This window comes from Roseomonas sp. WA12, assembly GCF_054165765.1.
The window spans coordinates 3,247,044-3,266,148 of sequence record NZ_CM135108.1 but is presented as its reverse complement, the minus strand read 5'-3'; the positions used below and the strand labels follow the sequence as shown (position 1 = coordinate 3,266,148).

The window sequence follows — 19,105 nt, the reverse complement described above, 5'->3', positions numbered from 1 at the left end:
CCTATCTAGAATGATCGGATTGGCGTGGCGGGTTGGGGTATGGCGACAGGGCGGCAAGGTAGGGGAGCAGGCGTGCTGTTGTCCCCGGTTTCGGCCGGCGTGAACGACGCGACGGCCGCCGCATGCGCCACGTGAACCGCACGGCGTGAACGCTTCACCTCAACCGCAGCGCCTGCGCGGCCTCTCCGCGCAGAGCATTGCTCCCGCAGTGCCGGACCGCGCCGATGCTCTCTGTGCGCAGGAGCCGATCCATATCCCCGGCGCGATTCAGCCGCATGGCGTGCTGCTGGTGGCCGATCCGGCGCGTGGCCTGTCCATCGTGGCAGCCAGCGAGAATGCCGGGCTGCTGGCGGGTGACATCCCGTCGAACACCCTGCTCGGCCGAACGGTGGAGGAGGTGCTGGGCGCCGATTTCTCCGCCACTCTCGTTGAGTTGGCGGCGGCAGGAGACCTGCCCGGCGAGGCTCCCTGGGAGACCGGGCTGACCCTGCCCGGCGGCGCCTTCGAGGCGACCTCTCATGCCCAGGACGGCATGGTGCTGATCGAGCTGGAGCCGGTGGCGCCGCTCGACGAGCAGGAGGCACTGGCCGCCGCCCGGTCCCTTCAGCGCATGATCGCCCGGCTGCGCGCCGCCGGAGCGCGCCTGCAGGACCTCGCGCGCGTGGCCGTGCGCGGCATCCGCCAGCTCACGGGCTATGAGCGCGTGCTGATCTACCGCTTCGACAAGGACTGGCATGGCCAGACCCTGGCGGAGGACAAGGTGGAGGACTGGGACCAGTCGCTGGACGGGCTGCACTTCCCCGCTTCCGACATTCCCGCCCAGGCGCGGGAGTTGTACCGGCGCAGTCTCATCCGCTGGGTTCCGTCGCGTGACGCCCTGCCGGTGCCGCTGCACAAGGATGCCTCCTGGGAGAATGCGGCGCAGCCGGACAAGCCGATCGACCTCTCCTTCTCCCGCCTCCGCAGCCTCGCCCCGGTCCACTTGCAGTATCATCGCAACATGGGCGTGGACGGCTCCATGTCGCTCTCCATCCTGCATGAGGGGCAGCTCTGGGGGTTGATGGTCTGCCATCACCGCCGGCCGCACCGCCCCTCGCCCGGCCAGCGCGCGGCGGCGGCGGCGCTGACGGACGCCTTCGCCCTTCGCGTGGGCGGGGCGGAACAGATAGGCTCGGACGAGGCGCGCCGGGCGGATGCGCAGCGCCTGGCCGAGCTGCTGGCGCATATGGCGGAGGCGGAGGACGTCACCTCCGCCCTCACCGCCGGCTCGGTCACCATCGCCTCTCTCTTCGGATGCACGGGTGCTGCAGTGATCCGCGGTAGCGTGGCGGAGCTGCTCGGCACCGTGCCACCGCGGGCCGAGGTGCTGCGCCTCGCCGCTTGGCTGCGGGTGCATGATGGCGGCAAGGGCGTGGAGGAGATCTTCCACTCCGACCATCTCGGCGAGGACGTGCCGGACTGGGCGCCGCATGCCGCGATCGCCAGCGGTCTCCTTGCTGTCTTCCTGGTCGCCGACCGGGCGGACATGATCCTTTGGTTCCGGCCGGAGGAGCCGCATCTCGTCAGCTGGGGCGGCAACCCGCATAAGGCATTGCAGGGCGGCGAGGATTCCATCCTGCCGCGCCAGTCCTTCGAGCGCTGGGTGGAGGAGCGTCACGGCCAGGCCCGGCCGTGGGCGCGGTGGGAGCTCGAGATCGCGGCGACGCTGCGCCACGCCATCACCGAGGTGATCGTCCGCAGCCTCGGCCGCATTTCGGAGCTGAATGAGCGGCTGCGCCAGGCGCAAAAGATGGAGGCCGTCGGCCAGCTCACCGGCGGCATCGCGCACGACTTCAACAATCTGCTCGCCGGCATAGTCGGCAGCCTCGAGATGATGAAGAACCGCGTGAGCCAGGGGCGGGTAGGAGAGCTGGACCGCTACCTCGCCGCGGCCACCACCTCCGCGAACCGCGCGGCGGCGCTGACCCACCGCCTTCTTGCCTTCTCTCGCCGCCAGACGCTCGACCCGCGCCCGACCGATGTGAACCGCCTCGTCTCCTCGATGGAGGAGCTGATCCGCCGCACGGTCGGCCCGGCCATCCATGTCGAGACGGTGATGGCGGGCGGGCTGTGGACGACGCTCTGCGATGCCAACCAGCTCGAGAACGCGCTGCTCAACCTTTCGATCAACGCGCGGGACGCCATGCCCGAGGGCGGGCGGCTGACGATCGAGGCGGCGAATGTCCGGCTCGACGATGCCTATGCGCGGCGTCACCACGACGTCGCGCCCGGCCAGTATGTCGCGGTCTCGGTCACCGACACCGGCACGGGCATGCCGCCCGAGGTGGCGGAGCGCGCCTTCGATCCCTTCTTCACCACCAAGCCGCTGGGACAGGGAACGGGCCTTGGCCTGTCCATGGTCTATGGCTTCGCAAAGCAGTCCAACGGCTATGTCCGGATCTATTCCGAGGCCGGGCAGGGCACCACGGTCCGCCTTTACCTTCCGCGCTCCGTTGCGGAGGTCGAGCACGACGCCGATCCCGCCGCGCTGCCCACGCCGCCGCCGGCGGTAGATGGCGGCACGGTGCTGGTGGTGGATGACGAGCCGGTGGTGCGGATGCTGGTGGGCGAGGTGCTGCGCGAACTCGGCTACGGCGTGGTTGAGGCGAATGATGGGGCGCAGGCCCTGCGCGCCCTGGCCACCATGCCGCGGGTGGACCTGATGGTGACGGATGTGGGCCTGCCCGGCGGCATGAACGGCCGCCAGCTGGCCGATGCCGTGCGCCAGCGCCGCCCGGGGCTGCGCGTGCTCTTCATCACCGGCTATGCCGAGAACGCGGCCATCGGTAGCGGCATGCTGGAGCCGGGAATGCAGGTGATGACCAAGCCCTTCGCGATGGACGCCCTGGCCACCAAGATCCGGTCGATGATCTGACCGTGCCGCGTCTCGACACCGCTTCCATCCGGGACCTGCTGCGGGACGGCACGCGCCCGGAGCACGACCGGCTGGAGGACGGGCTTCGCCTGACCGATCCGGCCCTCACGCCCGATCGCTACCGCGCGGTGCTGTCGCGCTTTCATGGCTTCTGGGCGGGATGGGAGCCGCGGCTCGCGGCCGAGCTGGGGGATGACGCCTTCTTCTTCCCGCGCCGGCGGCTGGCGCTGCTGCGGGACGATCTGCGCGCGCTGGACGTGGCGCCGGAAGGCCTCCCGATCTGCCCGCCGCCGCCCCTGCACGGGCGCGGCGAGGCGATGGGGTCGCTCTATGTCATGGAGGGATCGACCCTTGGCGGCCGGGTGATCCTGAAGGGGCTGGAGCGGATCGGCGTACCGCAGGACGCGCGGTCCTACTTCGCCGGGAATGGCGAGAGGACTGGCGCGATGTGGCGCGCCTTCCTGGAGCGATTGGAGGCCGAGCGCGACGCCTCGGCGGTTCTGCGCGGGGCGAAGGCCACCTTCACGACGCTCGGCAACTGGATGCTGGCCTGAAGCAGGGCCCGGGGAGGCTTACGCCGCCCCCGCGATCGGCGCATCGGCCAGCACCAGCAGGCTCCCCTGGGAGCAGCGCTCGATCCGCGCCTCCACGCCATAGACGCGGGCGAGCAGATCGGATGTCAGCGTTTCCGCTGGCGTGCCATCGGCCTGCACCATGCCCTCGGCCAGCGCCACCATCCGGTCCGCGAAGCGGGCGGCAAGGCCGAGGTCGTGCAGCACCACCACCCCCACCAGCCCGCGCCGCAGTACCGTCTCCCGAACCAGAGCCATGACGGAGATCTGGTGGCGCAGGTCGAGCGCGCTGGTGGGCTCGTCCAGCAGCAGCACCTCGGGCTCGCGCGCCAGCGCCTGGGCCAATCCGACGAGCTGGCGCTGGCCGCCCGAGAGCCCGTCCAGCCGGTGGAGGGCGAGATGGCCGATGCCGAGCCGCCCGAGCACGGCGATGGCGTGGGCAGTGGCCGCGGCGCCGTCAGGTGCGAGGGTTGTCGGCACGGCGCGGAGGGCGCCGACCAGGGTTTCCATCACGGTCAGCGCCACGCCGCCGGGCAGGCCCTGGGGCATGTAGGCGAGGTGCCGCGCGCGCTCGGGGATCGACATGGCCAGCAGGTCGCGCTCGCCCAGCAGCACCTGCCCGCGCGTTCCGGGAACCAACCCGGCGATACCGCGCAGCAGGGTGGATTTCCCGGCCGCGTTGGGCCCCACCAACGCGGTCAGCGTGCCGGGCCGCAGCGGGGCGAGATCCAGCCCGTCCACGATGACGCGCCTGCCATAGGCGACGCGCAGGCCGGAGACCGAAAGGGCGGCGTCGGAGAGGGCGGCGCTCATGCCATCCGCCCCCGCCCCATGACGAGGGCGAGGAAGACCGGCACGCCGACCAGCGCGGTGACGATGCCGATCGGCACCAGCAGCCCGGGCACGACAAGCTTGCCCGCGACCGAGGAGAGCGAGAGCAGCAGCGCGCCGCAGAGAGCGGAGGCTGGCAGGAAGAAGCGGTGGTCCTCGCCCACCATCAGCCGTGCAGCGTGCGGGCCGACCAGCCCGACGAAGCCGATCGTGCCGACGAAGGCGACCGAGACACCGGCGAGAAGGCTGACCCGCAGCAGGGAACCGCGCCGCGTCGCCTCCGTGTCCACGCCGAAGGAGCGCGCGCGGTCCTCGCCGAGGCGCAGCGCCGTCAGACGCCAGGCCGCACGGGCGGAGAAGGGGAGGGCGACGAGCATGACGAGGGCGAGGATGCCGATCTTGTCCCAGCTCGCGCGCGCCAGGCTGCCCATGGACCAGAAGACGAGCTGCTGCAGCGCCTGCTCCGTCGCCACGAACTGAATGAGGGCGACAAGGGCGTTGAAGGCGAAGACAAGGGCAATGCCGAACAGCACGAGCGACTGCACTCCCGCGCCCCGCAGACGCGCCATGAAATGCAGCAGTGCCATGGCCGCGAAGGCGAAGACGAAGGCGTTGGCGGGGATGAGCCAATCCTGCGGGATGAAGGGGATGCCGCGCCCGAGCACGATTGCCAGCGCCGCGCCGAGCGAGGCGGCGGAGGACACGCCCAGAGTGAAAGGGCTGGCCAGCGGGTTATCCAGCACCGTCTGCATCTCGGCGCCCGAGAGGGCGAGGGCGGCGCCGACCAGCACGGCCATCACCGCATAGGGCAGGCGCACCTCCCAGACGATGACCGACATGGCGCCGCCCGCGCCACGCCCGGCCAGCAGCGCATCCAGCACCGTGGAGAGCGGCAGGCGGGCAGGGCCGGTGGCAACATCGAGCAGGAAGGCAGCGAGCAGGCCGACGGCCAGCGCCGCAAGCAGCGCGGCGCGGCGTAGCACCAGCCGACGATAGCCCGAGGCGGCCCCCTCCGCCGTGAGGGCGGCGGTGCTCAACGGAGGAGGGCCGGGACGAGCAAGGCGGGAGGCAGCGCAGCGGGGCGCAGCGGGCTGCGACGGGTCATGACGGCTCCGGGGGAGGGGGCGCAGAGGATAATCATTCGCAGCCGCAGCGACAAATCCTGCTCGGGCTGCGTGTGCGGAAAGCAGGGTTGCGAAAGGCGCGACCCTGGCAAGAGGTGATGCTGGTGGGCCACAGCGAGGCGGCTGCACCACAGAAGCAATTGCGAACGATTAGCATCTGTGACAGAAGCGCCCATCGTATTTGCGGATTATTCGCATGTCCTGCCCGTCCCCCTCCGGTACGCTCCGCCATCTTCTTCTGGCCACGGCCGCCTTGGGCGCCTTTTCCCTGCCCGCGCGCGCGCAGACCGAAGCGGTGGTGGTGCCCGAGGTGGATGTGCAGGCCACCGCCTGGCGGTCCTGGCAGCCGGTGCAGGGCTATGTCGCCCCCGTCACCACCACGGGCAGCAAAACTGACACGCCGTTGATCGAGGCGCCGCAGTCGCTGGGCGTCGTCACCCGCGACCAGATCGACGACCAGCAGCCACAGAGCATCTCCCAGGCCCTGCGCTACACCGCGGGCGTGCTCTCCGAGATCCGCCCGAGCGCACGCTTCGACAGCGTCTTCGTCCGCGGCTTCGGCGGTCAGGGCACGGGGGCGGCCTTCGTGAACTTCCTGGACGGGCTGCGCGTCGGCCGCGGCGCCTCCTTCGCGGTGCCGACCTTCGACCCGTTCTTGCTGGAGCGTATCGAAGTGCTGCGCGGCCCGGCCTCCGTCCTCTACGGGCAGACGGGCGCGGGCGGCCTGGTGAACCTCGTCAGCCGCCGGCCGACCGAGACGCCCGTGCATGAAGTGCGGCTGGAGGCCGGCAGCGATGCGCGCCTGCAGGCCGCCTTCGACTTCGGAGGCCCGCTGACCGCCGACGGCCAGTTCCTGTACCGGCTGACCGGCATCGCCCGGAAGGCGGAGACGCAGTACGACTTCGTGGGCGAGGAGCGCGTGGCCATCGCCCCCGCCTTCACCTGGCGGCCGGACAGCAACACCACCCTGACCCTGCTCGGCTCCTACCAGGACGATCCGCGCGCGGGGTTCTACAACTTCGTGCCGGCGACCGGCACGGTCCTGCCCAGCCGGTTCGGCCGCATCGGGTCCAACTTCTTCGGCGGTGACCCGAACTGGAACACGGAGGCGCGGCGGCAGGCCTCGATCGGCTACCAGTTCGAGCACCGCTTCGACAACGTGTTCACCGCGCGCCAGAACTTTCGCTACATGCACATCGATTCCGAGCGGCGCGTGCTTTCGGTACAGGCCGTCGCGCCGGATGGCCGCACGGGCAACCGCACGCTGACGCACGCGATCGAGCACGCGGACACCTTCGCGCTCGACAACCAGCTGCAGGCTGATTTCAGCACGGGACCGCTGCGCCACACGCTGCTGACGGGCCTGGACTGGTCACGCTCCTCGGCCAAGCGGCGTCTGGGCAGCGCGGCGTTGACTGAGACACCGCGCTTCGACCTTTTCGCGCCGACCTACGACCGCGCGTTCCGCGCGCCCGTGCTTGGCCTCGCACAGACCGTCGGCCAGATCACCGACCAGCTCGGCGTCTATGCGCAGGACCAGATCGCGATCGACCGCTGGCGTTTCAACATCGGCGTGCGGCAGGACTTCGCGACCAGCGAGACGGTGCAGCGTCTGAACAGCAGCCATACCAGCCAGTACGACGAGGCCTTCACCTGGCGGGCCGGCGCGCTGTACCTGTTCGACAACGGCATCGCGCCCTATGCCAGCTACTCCACCTCCTTCCTGCCGAATGCCGGGACCACGGCTCCGTCGCGCGGAGGCACCACCTTCGACCCGACCACGGGCGAGCAGTTCGAGATCGGCGTGAAGTACCAGCCGCCCGGGATGAACAGCTTTGTCCAGGCCGCGCTGTTCCACATCCGCCAGGAGAACGTGCTGACGGCGGATCCGCAGAACAACACCTTTTCCGTGCAGACCGGCGAGATCCGATCCCGCGGCGTGGAGCTGGAAGGCCGGGCGAGCCTGACCAGCAACATCGACCTGATCGGCACCTACACCTATCTCGATACCAAGATCACCAAGTCCAATGTCGCGGGCGAGCGCGGCAGCCAGGTGCCGCAGGTGCCGAACCACATTGCCAGCGGCTGGGGCAACTACAGCTTCCGAGAGGGCCCGCTGCGCGGTCTCGAGCTCGGCGGCGGCGTACGCTATATCGGCGAGACCTTCGGCAACAGCACGAACACCTTCAAGGTGCCCGATGTCACCCTCTTCGACGCCGCCATCCGCTACGACTTCGGCCAGCGCTTCGACACGCTGCGCGGCCTCGACTTCTCGTTGAACATGCAGAACATCGCGGACAAGGAATACGTGGCGAGCTGCAACAACACCAACAACTGCTACTACGGCAACCGCCGCCTGGTACTCGGCTCGCTGCGCGTGCGGTGGTGATGGAGGGCGCGCCGCCCATCGCCCTGCCGCGCACCGCCTGGTGGGACATGCAGGCCCACCGCATCCTGCTCGCCTGGCCGGAGGGGGAGGCGCCGCCCGGCGGGTATCCCGTTCTCTTCCTGGCCGATGGGAACGCCACCTTCGCCACGGCCGTCGAGGCCGCCCGCACCCGCGCCCGGCTGTGGCGGGATGCGGCGGCGGATGTGGCGCCTGCCGTCATCGTCGGGCTCGGCCATGCTGGCCCTGGTCCCTATGACCGGGCCGCCCGGTCCCGCGACTACACTCCCCCCGCGGAAGCGGCGCCGGAAGGCACGGGCGGAGCGGACGCCTTCCTGGATTTCATCGCCGACACTCTCCTCCCCGAACTGGAGCGGCGCCTGCCACTGGACCGCGCGCGCATGGCCCTGTTCGGCCACTCGCTCGGTGGGCTGCTCGCGCTGCACACGCTTTTCACCCGCCCAGCCCTGTTCCGCCGCATCGTCGCCGCCAGCCCTTCCCTTTGGTGGGCCGACGGCGCGCTCGTGGCGGCCGCGCAGCGCTTCGCGGCCTCGCCCCCGCCGGATGCAAGGGGCACCGGCTTGCACATCATGGTCGGCGGGCTGGAGGAGACGGATGATGGCAGCCCCCGCGGCGCCCGCCGCGCCGAACGCCGGATGGTGACCCGTGCCCGGGAGCTCGCGGCGCTTCTAGAGGGCCGCATCGCCCCCCTTGGCTTCGTGGAATTCGCCGGCGAGAACCACGGCTCCGTGGTGCCCGCCGCCCTCTCCCGTGCTCTGCCCTTCGCCCTTCCGCCCGATCCGGAACGCCTCGCATGAACCGCCGCCTGCTTCTCGGCTCCCTGCCGCTCCTCGCGGCGCCCCGGCTCTTGCGCGCGCAAGGTGCCCAGATCCGCGTTACCGATCTTGTGGGGCGGCAAGTGACGCTGCCCGGGCCGGCGCGACGCATCGTGCTCACCCAGGCCCGCCACGTCCTGGCCATGGCGCTGCTGCACCCTGACCCTGTCTCCCTCGTCGTGGGTTGGGGCGACGATCTCCGCCAGCTCAACGCGCCCAGCTACGCCGCCCTGCGCGCCCGCTTCCCGCAGGCGGATTCCATCCCGATCGTCGGCCGGGCGCAGGGGGACGGGATCTCGATGGAGACCGTCCTCGCGGCACGGCCGGACCTTATCGTGATCAGCCGAGGCGCGCTGCAGGGGGCGGGGTCCGGGATGGTCGAGCGGATCGCGGCTCTCGGCATCCCCACGATGGTGATCGACTTCTTCAGCGATCCGATGCGCGACACCCGCCGCAGCATGGCCATCCTCGGTCAGGTGCTGGGCCAGGAGGAGCGCGCGGGCGCCTTTGACGCCTTCTATGCCGCCAAGCTGGAGGGCATCGCTTCCCGCCTTTCCGGACTGGGCGAGGCGCGGCCGAAGGTGCTGGTCCATGCCCATGCCGGCGGCGTGCCGTGCTGCTCCTCGCCGGGGAAGGGCGCCTTCGATTCGATGATCCGCTTCGCCGGCGGCCACAATATCGGCGCCGACCTGCTGCCGGGCGCGCTGGGGCAGCTCGCCCTCGAATACGTCCTCGCCCAGAACCCGGATGTGGTGGTCGCCACCGGCGGGCCCTTCGCGGGCCGCGGCGGGATCGCCCTTGGCCCGGGGGCGGATGCGGAGACGGCGCGGCGGGATCTCATCGCGGTGCTCCGGCGCGAGCGGCTGGACGTGCTGCCGGCGGTGAAGGCCGGGCGCGTCCACGGCATCTGGCACGGCTTCAACGACACGCCGGCGCATGTGGTGATGCTGGAAGCACTGGCACGCTGGTTCCACCCCGAGCGCTGCGCCGGGCTGAATCCTGCCGCGACGCTGGCGGAACTGAACTCCCGCTTCCTGTCCGTGCCGATGGAAGGGGCCTACTGGGCGGACCTGCCGCCCGGTGCCATCCGGTAGAGGGCGCGATCCGATAGGGGCCGTCCCGGCGATCCGGGGCGGCCCCTGCCGTTCCGGCGTCAGCCGACGCCAAGCAGTTCCACGTCGAACAGCAGAGTCGCATTCGGTGGGATGACGCCGCCGGCGCCGCGCGCGCCATAGCCCTTCTCGGGCGGGATGGTCAGGGTGCGCTGGCCGCCGACCTTCATGCCCAGCACGCCCTCGTCCCAGCCGCGGATGACATGGCCCATGCCGAGAGGGAAGGAGAAGGGCTCGCCGCGGTCGCGGGAGCTGTCGAACTTGCGGCCCTTGCTGTCGGGCTTGGAGGGGTCAAGCAGCCAGCCGGTGTAGTGCACCGTGACCTCCTTGCCGGACACCGCCTCGTCGCCCGTGCCGGCCTTGCGTTCCTCGATCATGCGTCCTGTTCCCTTGGTTGACGGCGCCGTTTCTATCCGCGCGCGACGGCATGGCCAAATCCGGGGGCGGCATCTTCTTCATGCCCCGCCGGCACTGGCGACATTTGCGTGAATTCGCGGTGCGCAACGCCGCTTATGACCGTGCCTCACGCCTTGTTGCGCCGGATACGGGCCGCGCGGGGTTGGCCCGCCGCACCGGGGCTGCGATCCCCTGGACCACTGCTGATCGACGAAGCCGGAGACGGGAACCATGACCGCCGACCACCGTTCCTCGCCGATGCGTCCCATCGCCCTTTATCATTTGAACCCCCTCCTGCTCGGTCCCCTGTCGGGCTGGCCGGCGGAACTGGAGCGCGTGGCCGCGCTCGGCTTCAGCGGCGTGTGCCTGCCACCGCCGCTCTCTCCTGGCCGTTCCGGCAATCCGCTGGACGTCGCGGACCATGACCGCGCCCATCCCATGCTGGATGCCGGCACGGACGGAACGGCCGCCATTGCCGCCATCGCCGCTGCTTGCCGCTCGGCGGGGCTGGAGCTGTGGCTCGACCTCTCCCCCGCCAATGTGGCGGCAGAGGGCGCGCTGCCGGCCCTGCATCCCGACTGGTTCCTGCGCCCTGGTGCCGCACTGCCCGATCCGCGCGGCGGGCCGGTACCGCTCGGCCTCGCGCGGCTCGATTTCACGGCCGAAGGTCCGCTCGCCTTCTGGGAGGCGCGGCTGCGCGACTGGGCGACGGCGGGCGCCGCAGGCTTCCGCGCCACGCGCCCGGCCGAGGTGCCCAGCCAGGCCTGGGGCCGGCTGGTCGCGGCAGCGCCCGAGGCGCAATTCATCGCCTGGAGCGCAGGCATGCCCTGGCATGAGGGCGCCGCGCTACGACAGGCCGGCTTTGGCTGGCTTACCTCCTCCATCGCGTGGTGGAACGGGCGCGATTCCTGGTTCCTGGGCGAACGGGAGGCGCTGGGCGCCCCGCTGCTCGGCTTCCCGGAAGCCCCCTTTGGCCAGCGTGCCGCGGTGGAGGAGGGCGACGAGGCCGCGCGCGCCCGCGCCGCCGCCCTCTCGCTCCGCCTTGCGGCGACGCTCTGCGACGGGCTGCTGGTGCCGCAGGGCTTCGAGTATGGCGCCCGCCGTCCGTCCGACCCCGCGCAGGGCCGCCCGGGAGACTGGGCCTGGGCGCGGGAGAACGCGCCCTACGATCTCTCGGCCGAGATCCGCGAGGCGAACTCGATGGTCGCCCGCCTGGCGCCGCTGACTGGGACGACGATCCGGCCGTTGAGCGGCCCTGGCGCACCCGTGCTGGCCGTGATGCGCGCGGCGGAAGACCCGCGGGTGGCGCAATCTGCCACGCTGGTGATCGCCAATCCCGATCGCCGAGCCTCCGTTACCCTGCTGCCCGAGACGGTGCTGCCCGCGATCGGTGGCGGCCCGTCCCTCTTCCTCGGCGTGGACGGCACGGAGAAGCTGACGCCCGGCGAGGCCGTGCTCCTCTCGCCCGGCGAGGTGCGCGTGATGGAAGCGGCCGCACCCAACCCGGTGATCCGCCCCGCCGCTACCCGGATCACGCCCGAGCAGGGCGTCACGATTCCGCGCATCGGCATCGAGGACGTGACACCGCTGGTGGAGGGTGGGCGCTTCCCCGCCAAGCGCATCGTCGGCGAGGTGGTGACGGTGGAGGCCGATATCGTGGCCGACACCCACGCCACCTTCGGCGTCGCGCTGCTGTGGCGGCCGCTGGACGAGAAGGGCTGGCGCGAGATTCGCATGACGCCGCTCGGCAACGACCGCTGGACCGCGAGCTTCCCGTTGGAGCGCATGGGCCGGCACGTTTTCGCCGTGGAGGCTTGGCTCGACGTCTTCGCCGGCTATCGGGACGAGCTGTCGAAGAAGCATGCCGCCGGCGTGCCGGTGACGCTGGAGCTGGAGGAAGGGCGCCGGCTGGTCGCGAAGGCCGCCAACCGCATCGGCGTCACCAAGCGCCCGCTCACCCTGCTGGCCAAGTCGCTGGAAGCGGCGCCGGATTCCGAGCGGCTGACGGCGCTGCTCTCCCCCGAGACCGCACGGTTGATGGCGCTGGCCGACGACCGGCCGCACCGCGTGCGCCAGAACCCGCATGGCGGGATCGAGGCCGAGCGGATCGCTGCGCGCTTCGCCAGCTGGTACGAGGTGTTCCCGCGCAGCCAGTCCGGCAGCGAGACCCGCCACGGCACGCTGGACGACGTGATCGCCCAGCTGCCACGCGTGAAGGCGATGGGTTTCGACGTGCTCTACTTTCCGCCCATCCATCCGATCGGGCGGAAGAACCGTAAGGGGCGCAACAACACCCTTACCCCCGGGCCCGACGATGTGGGCAGCCCCTATGCCATCGGCTCGGAGGAGGGCGGGCATGACGCGCTGCATCCTGCGCTCGGCACGATCGAGGACTTCCACCGGCTGCGCGATGCCGCGCACGCGCACGGGCTGGAACTGGCGCTGGACTTCGCCATCCAGTGCTCACCCGACCATCCCTGGCTGAAGCAGCACCCGGAGTGGTTCGACTGGCGCCCCGACGGCACGATCAAATACGCCGAGAACCCGCCGAAGAAGTACGAGGACATCGTCAACGTCGACTTCTACGCGGCCGGCGCCAAGCCGTCCCTGTGGGTGGCGCTGTACCAGTCCGTGAAGTTCTGGGTGGAGCAGGGGGTGAAGACCTTCCGGGTGGACAACCCCCACACCAAGCCGCTGCCCTTCTGGGAGTGGATGATCAGCGAGATCCGTGCCCAGAACCCGGAAGTGCTTTTTCTGTCGGAGGCCTTTACGCGGCCGAAGGTGATGTACCGCCTGGCGAAGTCCGGCTTCAGCCAATCCTACACCTACTTCACCTGGCGCGAGACCAAGGCGGAAATGGCGGAGTACCTGACGGAGCTCTCCACCACCGCGCCGCGCGAGTTCTTCCGCCCGCATTTCTTCGTCAACACGCCCGACATCAACCCGCGCCACCTGCAGACCGGCGGTCGCCCGATGCATCTGGTGCGCGCGGCCCTGGCCGCGACGCTGTCCGGCCTGTGGGGCGTCTACCAGGGCTTCGAGCTCTGCGAGGCCACGCCGATGCCGGGCAAGGAGGAGTATCTGGACAGCGAAAAGTACCAGATCCGCGCTTGGCCCGATCGCCGGCCTGGCGACATCGTGGACGAGGTGACGCGGCTGAACACCATCCGCCGGGAGAACCCCGCCCTGCAGACGCATCTGGGCGTGACCTTCCTGCCCGCCTGGAACGACAACATCCTGTACTACGAGAAGGCCACCGAGGACCGGTCCAACGTGGTACTGGTGGCCGTGAGCATGGACCCGACCGCCGTGCAGGAGGCCGGGTTCGAGCTTCCGCTCTGGCGCTGGGGCCTGCCCGATGGGGCCGGGCTCGAGGCCGAGGACCTGATGCGCGGCCAGCGTTTTGCCTGGACCGGCAAAGCCCAGCGCATGCGGCTCGACCCCGGCGACCTGCCTTTCGCCATCTGGCGCGTTCGCCCCTTCGGCGCCTGAGAATACGAGACAAGATATGCCCGACGACGCCGCCCTGCCGACCAACGACGCCCTTCCGAACCACCAGCCCGACCCGCGCGATCCGCAATGGTACCGGGATGCGGTGATCTACCAGCTGCATGTGAAGTCCTTCTTCGATGCCAATGACGACGGCGTCGGCGACTTCCCGGGGCTGATGGCGAAGCTGGACTACATCGCCGAGCTGGGCGTGGACACGCTGTGGCTGCTGCCCTTCTATCCCAGCCCGCGCCGTGACGACGGCTACGACATCGCCGAGTACACCGGCGTGCATCCCGATTACGGCGATGTGGAGGACGCGAAGCGCTTCATCGAGGAGGCGCATCGCCGCGGGCTGCGCGTGATCACCGAGCTGGTGATCAACCACACCAGCGACCAGCATCCCTGGTTCCAGGCCGCGCGCAACGCTCCCAAGGACTCGCCCGAGCGCAACCTCTATGTCTGGTCCGACACGGATGAGATCTACCAGGGCACGCGCATCATCTTCCTGGACACCGAGAAGTCCAACTGGACCTGGGACCCCGTGGCCGGCCAGTATTTCTGGCACCGCTTCTTCTCTCATCAGCCCGACCTGAACTTCGACAATCCGGAGGTGGTGGACCGGGTGATGGGCGTGATGCGCTTCTGGCTGAATGCCGGGGTGGACGGGCTGCGGCTGGATGCCGTGCCGTATCTGATCGAGCGCGACGGCACCAACAACGAGAACCTGTCCGAGACGCATGACGTCCTGAAGCAGATCCGCTCGGAGCTGGAGCGCGGCTATGCCGGCGCCGGCAAGATGCTGCTGGCCGAGGCCAATATGTGGCCGGAGGACACGCAGCAGTATTTCGGCCAGGGCGACGAATGCCACATGGCATTCCATTTCCCCCTCATGCCGCGCATGTACATGGCGATCGCGCAGGAAGACCGCTTCCCGATCACCGACATCCTGCGCCAGACGCCCGACATCCCCGAGGGGTGCCAGTGGGCAATCTTCCTGCGAAACCATGACGAGCTGACGCTCGAGATGGTCACGGACAAGGAGCGGGATTACCTCTGGAACACCTATGCGGCCGACAAGCGTGCCCGCATCAACCTGGGCATCCGCCGCCGCCTCGCGCCGCTGCTGGAGCGCGACCGCCGTCGCATCGAGCTGATGAACGGGCTGCTGATGTCCATGCCCGGCACGCCCGTGATCTATTACGGCGACGAGATCGGGATGGGCGACAACATCTATCTCGGCGACCGCGACGGCGTGCGGACCCCGATGCAGTGGTCGCCCGACCGCAACGGTGGCTTCTCCAAGGCCGATCCCGCGGGCCTCGTGCTGCCGGCGATTCAGGATCCGCTCTACGGCTTCCAGGCCGTGAATGTGGAGGCGCAGTCGCGCGACGCGCACTCCCTGCTCAACTGGATGCGGCGGATGCTCGCCACCCGCAAGCGTAGCCAGGCCTTCGGGCGCGGCTCCATGCGTCTGCTCTATCCAGGCAACCGCAAGGTGCTCGCCTATCTGCGCGAGATGGATGGCGAATCCATCCTCTGCGTCTTCAACCTTTCCCGCTCCGCCCAGGCGGTAGAGCTGGACCTGTCCGACCTCGCCGGCCGTGTGCCGGTTGAGATGCTGGGCGGCACGGCCTTTCCGGCGATCGGGCAGTTAACCTATCTGCTCACGCTTCCGCCCTACGGCTTCTACTGGTTCGTCCTCGCAACCGAGCAGGCGCTTCCGCCCTGGCATGTGAAGGCACCCGAACCCTTGCCCGACCTCCGCACCATTGTCTTCCCGACCACCGCGACCGAGATGGGCCCGGCGCAGCGCACCGAGATCGAGCGCGAGGTCCTGCCGGCCTGGCTGCCCAAGCGCCGCTGGTTTGCTTCCAAGGACGAGAAGCTCGAGAGCGTGAGCCTGCGGGCCCTCGCCCCCGTGCCGGGCAGCCAGCACAACCTGCTGGCCGAGGTGGAGGTGCGCCTTTCCGGCCGCACCGAGCGCTACTGCATGCCGCTGGCCGGCCTTGGCGAGGATGAGGCTGGGTCACTCGCCCAGCAACTCGCCCTCTCCCGCGTGCGGCAGGGGCGGCGCGTGGGCTACCTGACCGACGCCTTTGCCTCCGATACCTTTGTCCACCGCATTCTCGGTGCGCTCAGGGACGGCGCCGTGGCCGAGACGGCGGACGGGCCGGTGGTGTTCATCGGCGGCGAGCGCATGGCATCCCTCGAGCTTGGCGAGACGCCGACGGTGCGACGCCTACCCGGCGAGCAGTCCAACTCCTCCATCATCGTGGGCGAGGAGGTGGTGCTGAAGATCCTGCGCAAGGTCTTCTCCGGCATCCACCCCGAGGCCGAGATGACGCGGCATCTGACCGATGCGGGGTTCACCAACATCGCCCCGCTGCGCGGTGAGGTGGTGCGCAACGGGCGCGACGGCGAGCCCGTCACGCTGATGCTGCTGCAGGGCTTCGTTCGCAATCAGGGCGATGGCTGGGGTTGGACGCTGGATTGGCTGGCCCGCGCCGCCGACCAGACGGACGAGGCGGGTGATGCCCTGGCCGGCTATCTCTCCTTCATCGGCGCCCTCGGCCGCCGGCTGGGCGAGCTGCACGCCGTGCTGGCCCGCCCGAGCGACGACGACGCCTTCACCCCGGTGATGGCCGGCGAGGAATCCCGCACCGCCTGGGCGGAGGGCGCTATCGCGCAGCTCGACCCCGCGCTGGACCTGCTGGCTAAGGCTACGCTGGAAGGCGAGGAAAAGGTGCTGGCTGATGGGCTGCTCGCCCGCCGGGATGCGCTGAAGGAGGCCGCGCGGCGGCTGGCGCAATCCGCCGACGGTGCGCTGATGACGCGCGTTCATGGCGACTTCCACCTGGGCCAGGTTCTGGTGGCGCAGGGCGATGCCGTGATCGTGGACTTCGAGGGCGAGCCGGCGCGCACGCTCGAGGAGCGCCGCGCCAAGGGCAGCCCTCTGCGCGACGTGGCCGGGCTTCTCCGCAGTCTGGACTACGCCGCGGCGGCCGCGGCCGGGACGCAGACCACGGCGCCGGCCGAGCGGCGGGAAGCCCTTCTGTCCCGCTTCCGCGCGGAGGCGTCCGGCGCCTTCATGGCGGCCTATCGCGAGGCCGAGGAAGCTTCCCCCAACCAGTGGGCGCCGGAGGCGACGCGCGCCGCGCTGCTCGACCTCTTCCTGCTGGAAAAGGCGGCCTACGAACTGCGCTACGAGGCCGCGAACCGCCCGGCCTGGCTTCCCATCCCGCTGCGCGGCCTGGCCGCGCTGGCAGATCGACTGGTGACCGCATGAGCGACGCGATGAACGACGCGATCGGAGCTCTCGTCGAGGGGCGCCATGGCGACCCCTTCGCCGTGCTCGGCCGGCACGACGGGGTGGTTCGCAGCTTTCAGCCCGGAGCGAGCGCGGTGGAGATCGTGCCCGCGGGCGGCGCCCCCGTTGCGCTGCGTCAGCTGGACGACCATGGGGTATTCGAGGGCGAGGTGCCGGAGGGCCGCTACACTCTCCGCATCACCTGGCCCAACGGAGTGCAGGAGACGGAGGACCCTTACTCCTTCGGCCTGCTGCTCGGCGAGCTTGACCTCTACCTGTTTGGCGAAGGGCGCCATCGTGAGATGGGCCATGTCTTCGGCGCGCAAGCAATGAGCGTGGACGGCGTTCCCGGCGTTCGCTTCGCCGTTTGGGCGCCGAATGCGCGACGCGTCTCGGTGGTCGGCTCGTTCAACTCCTGGGATGGCCGCCGCCACGCGATGCGGCTGCGCGGCGCCACGGGCGTGTGGGAGATCTTCGTGCCGCGCCTCGCGCCGGGCGAGCACTACAAGTACGAAATTCTCGGCCCGCATGGCGTGCTGCCGCTGAAGGCGGACCCGATCGCCGCGCAGGCGGAGTTGGCCCCTGGCACCGCCTCCATCGTCGCGCGCCCGTCCCAGCACCCCTGGAATGACGCTGGCTGGATGGAGCGCCGCGCGGCGCTGCAATCGCCGGATGCGGCCATCTCCGTCTACGAGGTGCATCCCGGCTCCTGGTGGCGGGGCGAGGATGGCGAGGCGCCGGACTGGGACGGACTTTCCGCCCGCCTGGTCCCCTATGTGCGTGACATGGGCTTCACCCATGTCGAGCTGCTGCCGATCATGGAGCATCCTTTCGGCGGTTCCTGGGGCTACCAGCCGCTTGGCCTCTTCGCGCCCACCGCGCGCTTTGGCACGCCCGAGGGCTTCTCCCGCTTCGTCGATCACTGCCACGAGGCCGGGATCGGCGTGATCCTCGATTGGGTACCCGCGCATTTCCCGTCCGACCCGCACGGCCTCGGCCAGTTCGACGGCACGGCGCTGTACGAGCATGCCGACCCGCGCGAGGGGTTCCACAAGGACTGGAACACGCTGATCTACAACTTCGGGCGCACCGAGGTCCGCGGCTTCCTTATCGCCTCCGCGCTGCACTGGCTCGAGCACTACCATGTGGACGGGCTGCGCGTGGATGCGGTGGCCTCGATGCTCTACCGCGACTACTCCCGCAACGCCGGCGAATGGGTGCCCAACATCCACGGCGGGCGCGAGAACCTGGAGGCGGTGGCCTTCATCAAGGAGCTGAACGAGGCGGTGCGCGAGCGCTGCCCCGGCGCCATCATGGTGGCGGAGGAGAGCACCGCCTGGCCGGGCGTGTCCGCGCCCGTGTCCGAGGGTGGCTTGGGCTTTCACTACAAGTGGAACATGGGCTGGATGCACGACACCCTGCACTACATGCAGGAAGATCCGGTCAACCGCCGCTGGCACCACGGCCAGATGACCTTCGGCCTCGTCTATGCCTTCTCCGAAAAGTTCATGCTGCCGCTTTCCCATGATGAAGTGGTGCACGGGAAGGGGTCGCTGCTCCGCAAGATGCCGGGTGACGACTGGCAGAAGCGGGCAAATCTCCGCGCCTATCTCAGCTTCATGTGGACGCATCCCGGCAAGAAGATGCTGTTCATGGGGATCGAGCTCGCCCAGCCGACCGAGTGGAACCACGACTCCCAAATCCCGTGGCACCTGTTGGACAATCCCGGCCATCGCGGCGTGCAGGCGCTGGTGCGGGACCTGAACCGTGTCTACCGAGAGGTTCCCAGCCTCCATGCGAAGGACGCCGACCCCGCTGGCTTCGCCTGGGTCATCGGGGACGACGCGGCGAACAGCGTGCTCGCCTTCCTCCGCCTTACGGAAGGTGCTCCGCCCGCGCTGGTCGTCTGCAATCTCACCCCTGTCCCGCGGGAGGGCTATCGCGTCGGCGTGCCGCAGGGCGGCTGGTGGCGGGAGGTGCTGAACAGCGACGCAGCCGGCTATGGCGGCTCCAACATGGGCAATGGTGGCGGACTGGCGGCAACGGAGGAGGGGGCGCACGGTCATCCGGCGTCCCTCATCCTGACCTTGCCGCCACTCTCGACCATCATCCTGTCGCCGTAAGGAACCCCCCGC

11 protein-coding genes are annotated in these 19,105 nt (G+C 69.9%); 8 read left to right on the top strand and 3 right to left on the bottom strand.

The window, feature by feature from the left end:
- Positions 1 to 145: 145 nt before the first annotated feature.
- Positions 146 to 2,914 (top strand): ATP-binding protein, encoded by a 2,769-nt coding sequence (locus ACVBD7_RS15640; protein WP_458094158.1) that lies wholly within the window; start codon positions 146 to 148, stop codon positions 2,912 to 2,914.
- Between the two features lie 2 nt (positions 2,915 to 2,916).
- Positions 2,917 to 3,468 (top strand): biliverdin-producing heme oxygenase, encoded by a 552-nt coding sequence (locus tag ACVBD7_RS15635; protein ID WP_458094157.1) that lies wholly within the window; start codon positions 2,917 to 2,919, stop codon positions 3,466 to 3,468.
- A gap of 18 nt (positions 3,469 to 3,486) precedes the next feature.
- On the opposite strand, the gene ACVBD7_RS15630 is transcribed toward ACVBD7_RS15635, so the two are convergent.
- Positions 3,487 to 4,299: an ABC transporter ATP-binding protein gene (locus tag ACVBD7_RS15630; protein WP_458094156.1), complete on the bottom strand. Its 813-nt coding sequence runs from the start codon at positions 4,297 to 4,299 to the stop codon at positions 3,487 to 3,489.
- A complete protein-coding gene (locus ACVBD7_RS15625; protein WP_458094155.1) occupies positions 4,296 to 5,354 on the bottom strand; it encodes a FecCD family ABC transporter permease in 1,059 nt (352 codons plus the stop codon). The genes ACVBD7_RS15630 and ACVBD7_RS15625 overlap by 4 nt, the downstream gene beginning before the upstream one ends.
- Before the next feature lie 283 nt (positions 5,355 to 5,637).
- Between ACVBD7_RS15625 and ACVBD7_RS15620 the strand changes: the two genes are divergently transcribed.
- The 3 genes from ACVBD7_RS15620 to ACVBD7_RS15610 are packed head-to-tail and all read left to right on the top strand — an operon-like array spanning position 5,638 to position 9,757.
- On the top strand, positions 5,638 to 7,830 hold the full coding sequence (locus tag ACVBD7_RS15620) for a TonB-dependent siderophore receptor (protein ID WP_458094154.1): 2,193 nt from the start codon (positions 5,638 to 5,640) through the stop codon (positions 7,828 to 7,830).
- Entirely contained in the window at positions 7,830 to 8,645 is an 816-nt protein-coding gene (locus ACVBD7_RS15615; protein WP_458094153.1) for an alpha/beta hydrolase, read from the top strand. Before ACVBD7_RS15620 ends, ACVBD7_RS15615 begins: the two co-directional genes overlap by 1 nt.
- Positions 8,642 to 9,757, top strand: a complete 1,116-nt coding sequence (locus tag ACVBD7_RS15610) for an ABC transporter substrate-binding protein (protein ID WP_458094152.1) — start codon at positions 8,642 to 8,644, stop codon at positions 9,755 to 9,757. The genes ACVBD7_RS15615 and ACVBD7_RS15610 overlap by 4 nt, the downstream gene beginning before the upstream one ends.
- 59 nt (positions 9,758 to 9,816) lie before the next feature.
- Here ACVBD7_RS15610 and ACVBD7_RS15605 read toward each other — a convergent pair whose 3' ends face one another.
- Positions 9,817 to 10,152 (bottom strand): FKBP-type peptidyl-prolyl cis-trans isomerase, encoded by a 336-nt coding sequence (locus ACVBD7_RS15605; protein WP_458094151.1) that lies wholly within the window; start codon positions 10,150 to 10,152, stop codon positions 9,817 to 9,819.
- 250 nt (positions 10,153 to 10,402) lie between these two features.
- Here ACVBD7_RS15605 and ACVBD7_RS15600 point away from each other — a divergent pair, with 250 nt between their 5' ends.
- Genes ACVBD7_RS15600 through glgB form a run of 3 tightly spaced genes read left to right on the top strand, consistent with a single transcriptional unit; the run spans position 10,403 to position 19,093 of the window.
- Positions 10,403 to 13,663 (top strand): alpha-1,4-glucan--maltose-1-phosphate maltosyltransferase, encoded by a 3,261-nt coding sequence (locus ACVBD7_RS15600; RefSeq protein WP_458094150.1) that lies wholly within the window; start codon positions 10,403 to 10,405, stop codon positions 13,661 to 13,663.
- Between the two features lie 16 nt (positions 13,664 to 13,679).
- Positions 13,680 to 16,949, top strand: coding sequence for a maltose alpha-D-glucosyltransferase (gene treS, locus ACVBD7_RS15595; RefSeq protein WP_458094149.1), 3,270 nt, complete (start codon positions 13,680 to 13,682; stop codon positions 16,947 to 16,949).
- Positions 16,946 to 19,093: a 1,4-alpha-glucan branching protein GlgB gene (gene glgB / locus ACVBD7_RS15590; protein ID WP_458094148.1), complete on the top strand. Its 2,148-nt coding sequence runs from the start codon at positions 16,946 to 16,948 to the stop codon at positions 19,091 to 19,093. The genes treS and glgB overlap by 4 nt, the downstream gene beginning before the upstream one ends.
- Positions 19,094 to 19,105 lie beyond the last annotated feature (12 nt).

Coding starts and splice junctions, on each gene's coding strand:
- glgB (WP_458094148.1), top strand. CDS start 16,946: ATGAGCGACGCGATGAACGACGCGATCGGAGCTCTCGTCGAGGGGCGC.
- ACVBD7_RS15600 (WP_458094150.1), top strand. CDS start 10,403: ATGACCGCCGACCACCGTTCCTCGCCGATGCGTCCCATCGCCCTTTAT.
- ACVBD7_RS15610 (WP_458094152.1), top strand. CDS start 8,642: ATGAACCGCCGCCTGCTTCTCGGCTCCCTGCCGCTCCTCGCGGCGCCC.
- ACVBD7_RS15630 (WP_458094156.1), bottom strand. CDS start 4,299: ATGAGCGCCGCCCTCTCCGACGCCGCCCTTTCGGTCTCCGGCCTGCGC.
- ACVBD7_RS15620 (WP_458094154.1), top strand. CDS start 5,638: ATGTCCTGCCCGTCCCCCTCCGGTACGCTCCGCCATCTTCTTCTGGCC.
- ACVBD7_RS15615 (WP_458094153.1), top strand. CDS start 7,830: ATGGAGGGCGCGCCGCCCATCGCCCTGCCGCGCACCGCCTGGTGGGAC.
- treS (WP_458094149.1), top strand. CDS start 13,680: ATGCCCGACGACGCCGCCCTGCCGACCAACGACGCCCTTCCGAACCAC.
- ACVBD7_RS15605 (WP_458094151.1), bottom strand. CDS start 10,152: ATGATCGAGGAACGCAAGGCCGGCACGGGCGACGAGGCGGTGTCCGGC.